This window comes from Modestobacter sp. KNN46-3 (genome assembly GCF_011039295.1).
The window spans coordinates 1-6,934 of record NZ_JAAKGN010000201.1; the positions used below are offsets into that span (position 1 = coordinate 1).

At 70.3% G+C, this 6,934-nt stretch carries 5 protein-coding genes; 2 read left to right on the forward strand and 3 right to left on the reverse strand.

Annotated elements, in window-relative coordinates:
- The first annotated feature begins 199 nt into the window (after positions 1 to 199).
- Entirely contained in the window at positions 200 to 2,938 is a 2,739-nt protein-coding gene (polA, locus tag G5C62_RS24315) for a DNA polymerase I (RefSeq protein WP_206330837.1), read from the forward strand.
- Between the two features lie 74 nt (positions 2,939 to 3,012).
- Here the strand turns inward: polA and G5C62_RS24320 are convergent, their stop codons facing one another.
- The 3 genes from G5C62_RS24320 to G5C62_RS24330 form a co-directional block, all read right to left on the reverse strand.
- Positions 3,013 to 3,579: a 2'-5' RNA ligase family protein gene (locus tag G5C62_RS24320; protein WP_164703038.1), complete on the reverse strand. Its 567-nt coding sequence runs from the start codon at positions 3,577 to 3,579 to the stop codon at positions 3,013 to 3,015.
- 323 nt (positions 3,580 to 3,902) lie between these two features.
- On the reverse strand, positions 3,903 to 4,475 hold the full coding sequence (locus tag G5C62_RS24325; protein WP_164703039.1) for a hypothetical protein: 573 nt from the start codon (positions 4,473 to 4,475) through the stop codon (positions 3,903 to 3,905).
- Positions 4,476 to 4,558: 83 nt separating this feature from the next.
- Positions 4,559 to 5,419, reverse strand: coding sequence for a class I SAM-dependent methyltransferase (locus G5C62_RS24330; protein WP_164703040.1), 861 nt, complete (start codon positions 5,417 to 5,419; stop codon positions 4,559 to 4,561).
- Positions 5,420 to 5,650: 231 nt separating this feature from the next.
- On the opposite strand from G5C62_RS24330, the gene rpsA reads away from it, so the two are divergent.
- On the forward strand, positions 5,651 to 6,934 hold a 1,284-nt coding region (gene rpsA / locus G5C62_RS24335), incomplete at its 3' end, for a 30S ribosomal protein S1 (RefSeq protein WP_164703041.1).

A 6,934-nucleotide genomic window follows, 5' to 3' on the forward strand; every position in this document is an offset into this window, starting at 1 on the left:
GCCACCAGCCGGTCGGGGGTGTAGTCGGTGATCTGGATCCCGAGCTTGTCGTCCAGGGGCCCCTGGGTGTCGGACGGCAGCCAGTCCGGACGCGCGGTGGTCATCCGCGCACCGTAGCCACCGGCGGTGCCTGGTCGGCTCGTGCACCGGTCCGGACCGTCGGTGGGCGCCCTTAAGCTCGTGGTCGATGTCCGCACCGGTGAGCACCCCAGTCAGCAGCACAGCGTCCGCCTCCGACCCGGCCCCCGGGGTCCGTCCGCGGCTGCTGCTGCTCGACGGCCACTCGCTGGCCTACCGGGCCTTCTTCGCCCTCCCGGTGGAGAACTTCTCGACCACCACCGGGCAGCCGACGAACGCCGTCTACGGCTTCACGTCGATGCTGATCAACGTGCTGCGCGACGAGCAGCCCAGCCACCTCGCGGTGGCCTTCGACGTCAGCCGGAAGACCTTCCGCAGTGAGATCTACGCCGAGTACAAGGCCAACCGCGCCGAGAGCCCGACCGACTTCCGCGGCCAGGTGAGCCTGGTGCAGGAGGTCCTCGGTGCGCTGCACGTGCCGGTGATCACCGCGGAGAACTACGAGGCCGACGACGTCATCGCCACCCTCACCGTGCAGGCGGTCGAGCAGGGCATGGACGTGCTGATCTGCACCGGCGACCGGGACGCGCTGCAGCTGGTCAACGAGCACGTGACGGTGCTCTACCCGCGCAAGGGCGTGTCGGACCTGACCCGGTTCACGCCGGAGGAGGTGGAGGCCAAGTACGGCCTCACCCCCACCCAGTACCCCGACTTCGCCGCACTGCGCGGCGACCCGAGCGACAACCTGCCCAACATCCCGAGCGTGGGGGAGAAGACCGCCGCCAAGTGGGTGCGTGAGTACGGGTCGCTCGATGCCCTGGTCGACCAGGTCGACACGGTGAAGGGCAAGGTCGGGGAGAAGCTGCGGGAGCACCTCTCCTCGGTGCTGCAGAACCGCCGGCTCACCGAGCTCGACCGCGCCGTCCCGCTGGAGGTCGGGCCGCAGGACCTCGCCGTCCAGCCCTGGGACCGCAACGAGGTCCACACCCTCTTCGACAACCTGCAGTTCCGGGTGCTGCGTGACCGGCTCTTCGCCACTCTCGCCACCCCGGAGCCGGAGGTCGACGGCGGCTTCGAGGTGACCGCCGACCGGCTGGCCCCGGGTGAGCTGGCCGGGTGGCTCACCGCGCACGCGCGCACCGGGCACACCGGGGTCGTCTTCCGGGGCACCTGGGGCCGCGGTGTCGGCGAGCTCACCGGGATCGCGCTGGCCGCCGCCGACGACCACGCCACCTTCGTCGACCTGGGTCCCGACCTCGACACCGCCGACGAGCAGGCACTGGCCGGCTGGCTGGCCGATCCGACGACCCCCAAGGTCGTGCACGAGGTCAAGGGCCCGCTGCTGGCCATCTGGAGCCGTGGCTGGGACCTGCAGGGCATGGTCAGCGACACCGCGCTCGCGGCCTACCTGGTCAACCCCGGGCAGCGGTCGTTCGACCTCGGCGACCTGGCGGTGCGCTACCTGCGTCGCGAGCTCAAGGACGCCGCGGAGCCGGAGGGCCAGTTGACCCTCGACGGGCTCGGGCCCTCGGAGGAGGACGTCGCCGCGGCCGCCGCGCATGCCGACGTCCTCAAGGCGGTGGCGGTCAACGACCTGTCCGACGCCCTGGAGCAGGTGCTCGGGCAGAAGGGCGGCGACCAGCTGCTCGGGGACATCGAGCTGCCGCTGACCCGGGTGCTCGCGGCCATGGAGCACCGGGGCATCGCCGCGGACCTGGACTCCCTGCGCGAACTGCAGCGCGAGTTCGCCGCCGCGGTGACCGATGCAGCGGACGAGGCGTACGCGGTCATCGGCAAGGAGATCAACCTGGGCTCGCCCAAGCAGCTGCAGGCGGTCCTCTTCGACGAGCTCGGCCTGCCCAAGACGAAGAAGAACAAGACCGGCTACACCACCGACGCCGAGGCCCTGACCTCGCTGCTGGCCTCCACCGGTCACCCGTTCCTCGAGCACCTGCTGCGACACCGGGACGTCACCCGGCTGCGCACCGTCATCGACGGGCTGATCCCGATGGTCGACGAGGTGGGCCGCGTGCACACCACCTACCAGCAGACGATCGCGGCGACCGGCCGGCTCTCCTCGACCGACCCGAACCTGCAGAACATCCCGATCCGCAGCGCCGAGGGGCGCCGGATCCGGCAGGCCTTCGTCGTCGGGGCCGGCTACGAGTCGCTGATGACCGCCGACTACAGCCAGATCGAGATGCGGATCATGGCGCACCTGTCCGAGGACGCCGGCCTGATCGAGGCGTTCACCTCCGGGGAGGACCTGCACTCCTTCGTCGCGTCGCGGGCGTTCGACATCCCGATCGAGCAGGTCGACCCGGAGATGCGCCGGCGGATCAAGGCGATGAGCTACGGCCTGGCCTACGGGTTGAGCGCCTACGGGTTGTCCCAGCAGCTGCGGATCACCCCGGAGGAGGCGCGCGGGCAGATGCACGCCTACTTCGAGCGCTTCGGCGGCATCCGCGACTACCTGGACGGGGTGGTGGACGACGCCCGGCAGACCGGCTACACCGAGACGACGCTGGGCCGCCGCCGCTACCTGCCGGACCTGACCAGCGACAACCGGCAGCGCCGGGAGATGGCCGAGCGGATGGCGCTCAACGCCCCGATCCAGGGGTCGGCCGCCGACGTCATCAAGGTGGCGATGCTGAACGTGGAGCGCGCCATCGCAGCCGAGGGGCTGAGCTCACGGATGCTGCTGCAGGTCCACGACGAGCTCGTGCTCGAGGTGGCACCGGGGGAGCGCGAGACCCTCGAGGCCCTGGTGCGCCGCGAGATGGCCGGTGCGGCGCAGCTGTCGGTGCCGCTGGAGGTCTCCGTCGGCTTCGGCACCAGCTGGGACGCCGCCGCCCACTGACGAAGGACCCCGATGCCCCCCCACGCCTCGCAGGCTCGGCGCGGGCCCCTGCATCGGGGCCGCGGGCGGGGCGCTCAGCTGGTGGGGCGGCCCAGGGGGAACGTGGCGACCTGGTGCCAGGAGCCCGGCTCCCGGGTGCCGGCGTAGAACGCGGCGGTGTCGATGCGGGTCCGCAGCGGCATCGCCTCGCACAGCACCTTCTGGGCCTGCTCGAGGCCGGCCAGGTCGCCCTGGCGACGTTGCCCGATGCTCAGGTGCGGCACCGGCTCGCCGTGCGCGCCCCGGAACGGCGGGTGGTCGGGGTAGGCCTCGGCCACCCGCCGGGTCATCCGGCGGAACGGCTCCTCGGGGTCGGGGACCAGGTAGAGCATCTCCTCGCCGAACCACGCCGTCCCGGTGAACGTGCAGTCGAAGGCGGGCTCTGCCGCGAGGAGCTCGGCCAGACCGGCCAGCAGGGCGTCGTCCACCTGGCGTGGTGTGACGAAGGGGTAGATGACCGCCAGGTGGGCCGGGATCCCCCACGACGCGGAGACGTCGAACTGCTGGCGGTGTGCGTCGACCAGCGGGTCGGCGTCCGGGACGAGCACCACCACAGCGCTCTCGGTCGCATCGCCCAGGACGGTCTGTGCTGTCTGGTCCACCGCGCTGCTCCCTCAGGTCGGTCGAGCGGCCGGACCGGCGGGCCGGCGTCGGCGGCCAGCCTGGCAGGTCAACCCGCCCTGGCGCAGGTCCGCCGGGCAGATTGGCGACCAGCGCCAGCGTCCCGGTCGCCAGCGAGTCACGCTCCGACGACCACTGGCCCGAGGTCTGCGTGCGACCGAGTATCCGCTCCGGCTCGAGGAGGTCCCAAAGCTCGAAGCCGGCACCGATCACCGATCACCGCCCGAACTCTGTCTCCAACGGCGCGGTGGCGCTCCCGACTGTCAAGCCTGAACTGGTGGTTGTAGGTCATCTGTCGAGGCAATTACTCAACGTCGAGAATGATCTGCCTGGTCGCGCCGGCGCTGCCAGCCTCACTGAATGTGTACTCGATGTCGATGAGGAACCGTGTGAAGGGGTCATCGCGGACATCCTGGATGGTCGCGTGCGTCATCAGCAGGTGTTCGCCGTAGTGCAACCTCGCTGGCAGCTGCGAGTCCGGGACCGCGGGCTTCAACTCCACGTTACTGATGGCTGCCTCACCCTTGATTGGCTCGTACGACTTTCGGAAGGCGCGGCGGATGTGGATCCTCTGGACGACGACGGCGTCGCCAGTCGAGTCAATTTTCAAGCAAGCGACGTGATCCGACGATCCCTGTTGAAGTAGCGCAGGGACTAGACGACCACTGAACTCCGGCTTGATTTGCGACTGCGCGACCGTAGCCGCATCCCGAGCGGCCTCGGCTGATCTTTCGGCGGCCGCCGTAGCCTGCGCGCTAGCATCGGCCGACCGCTTGGCGCTGCCCGCCATTTCCTTCGTCGTCTTGGCGTACCAGTAGGTGACACCTAGAAGGGCGAGAGTAGAGCCCAGCTGAACCCAGGCGATGACGTCTTCCATGGCGGAAAGGTAACGATCGACGACTCGCACGAAGTCACCCAGTGGACGGGCTGCACAGTTGCTGGGGTCGTCAGTCCGTTAGGTCAGCCGGGCAGATGTGCGACGAAGATCAGCGTCCCCGGCATCAGCGCGCCCCGTTCCGGGGACCACTGGCCCCAGGTCTCGGTGCGGCCGGGCGTCCACTCCGGCTCGATGAGGTCGCTGAGCACGAACCCGGCACCGACGACCGCACGTACCCAGTCGCCGATCGTGCGGTGGTGCTCCACGTAGACGGTGGCCCCGGCGTCGTCGGTCTCCACGTACGGCGCGCGGTCGAAGTAGGAGGAGACGACGCGCAGGTCGGCCGGGTCGGGGGAGTCCGGCATCGGCCACCGCATCGGGTGGTTCACCGAGGCGACCAGTCGCCCGCCCGGCCGCAGGACGCGGGCGACGTCGCGCAGCACCGCCGTGGCATCGGCGACGAACGGCAGACCGCCGAAGGCCGAGCAGGCCAGGTCCACGCTCGCGTCGGCCAAGGGGAGTGCCCCCGCGTCGGCCTGCAGCAGGGGGACGGCGATGCCGGTGGACCGGTTCAGCTCCGCGGCCCGGGCGAGCATGCCCCCGGAGACGTCCAGCGCCACCGGTGCGGCACCGGCCGTGCGCAGCCAGCGGGAGCAGGGAGCCGAGCCGCAGCCGATCTCCAGGACCCGCCGCCCGGCGACCTCGCCCAGCAGGTGCGCGTCGGCCTCACGCAGCCCCTCGGGACACCAGAGGAAGTCGGCGTCGCCGAGGTCGCTGCCGTGCTCGGCGAGGTAGGCCGGGGCGGCGGCGTCCCACCAGCCCCGGTTCGCGCGGGCGGACTCGGCCGCTCCGGCCGGCCGCCGCGTCACGCCTCCCGCTGCCGGGTAGCCGTCCTCGGCCAGCGGCAGGGAGGCCGCGGGGGGTCGGGCCGGGGTGCTGTCCATGACGCGCCGATGGTGACACGCCGTCCGGCCGGTGGCCCTGCCGGTCGGGCCCGCCCCCTGGTGGACCGGGCTCTCGCCAGGTCCGTACGATGGGGAGCACGCCAGAGGTCTGTGGTGTTGACCCTCCTGTACGGGGGTCGGCGTTGCCGCCTCCCGTGAACCTCCCCGTGGTCCGCCTGGGCCGCGGGTGATCCTGTCCCTACGCATCCCCCGTCCGGAGCACTCGACCACATGACCTCCACCCAGGTCCGTCCCGACAGCACCCCCCAGATCGCGGTCAACGACATCGGCACCGCCGAGGACTTCCTCGCTGCGATCGACCAGACCATCAAGTACTTCAACGACGGCGACATCGTCGAAGGCGTGATCGTCAAGGTCGACCGGGATGAGGTGCTGCTGGACATCGGCTACAAGACCGAGGGCGTCATCCCCTCGCGTGAGCTGTCCATCAAGCACGACGTCGACCCGACCGAGGTCGTCAAGGTCGGCGACGAGGTGGAAGCCCTCGTCCTCCAGAAGGAGGACAAGGAAGGCCGGCTCATCCTGTCCAAGAAGCGGGCTCAGTACGAGCGCGCCTGGGGCACGATCGAGGCCAAGAAGGAAGCCGACGAGGTCGTCACCGGCACCGTCATCGAGGTCGTCAAGGGCGGCCTGATCCTCGACATCGGCCTGCGCGGCTTCCTCCCCGCCTCGCTCGTCGAGATGCGCCGCGTGCGCGACCTGCAGCCCTACGTGGGCCGCGAGCTCGAGGCGAAGATCATCGAGCTCGACAAGAACCGCAACAACGTCGTCCTCTCCCGTCGTCAGTGGCTGGAGCAGACCCAGTCCGAGGTCCGCAGCGAGTTCCTCAACAAGCTCGCCAAGGGCCAGGTCCGCACGGGCGTCGTCTCCTCGATCGTCAACTTCGGTGCGTTCGTCGACCTCGGCGGCGTCGACGGTCTGGTGCACGTCTCCGAGCTGTCCTGGAAGCACATCGACCACCCGTCCGAGGTCGTCGAGGTCGGCCAGGAGGTCACCGTCGAGGTCCTCGACGTCGACCTGGACCGTGAGCGGGTCTCCCTGTCGCTGAAGGCGACGCAGGAGGACCCGTGGCGCCAGTTCGCCCGCACGCACCAGATCGGTCAGGTCGTGCCGGGCAAGGTCACCAAGCTCGTCCCCTTCGGTGCGTTCGTGCGCGTCGACGAGGGCATCGAGGGCCTGGTGCACATCTCCGAGCTGGCCGAGCGCCACGTGGAGATCCCGGAGCAGGTCGTGCAGGTCGGCGACGAGATCCTGGTCAAGGTCATCGACATCGACCTGGACCGCCGGCGCATCTCGCTGTCCCTCAAGCAGGCCAACGAGGGCGTCGTCGGCGACGAGGAGCAGTTCGACCCGGCCGCCTACGGCATGTCGGCCTCGTACGACGAGCAGGGCAACTACGTCTACCCCGAGGGCTTCGACTCCGACACCGGCGAGTGGCTCGAGGGCTACGACGAGGCCCGCGAGACGTGGGAGCGGCAGTACGCCGAGGCCCAG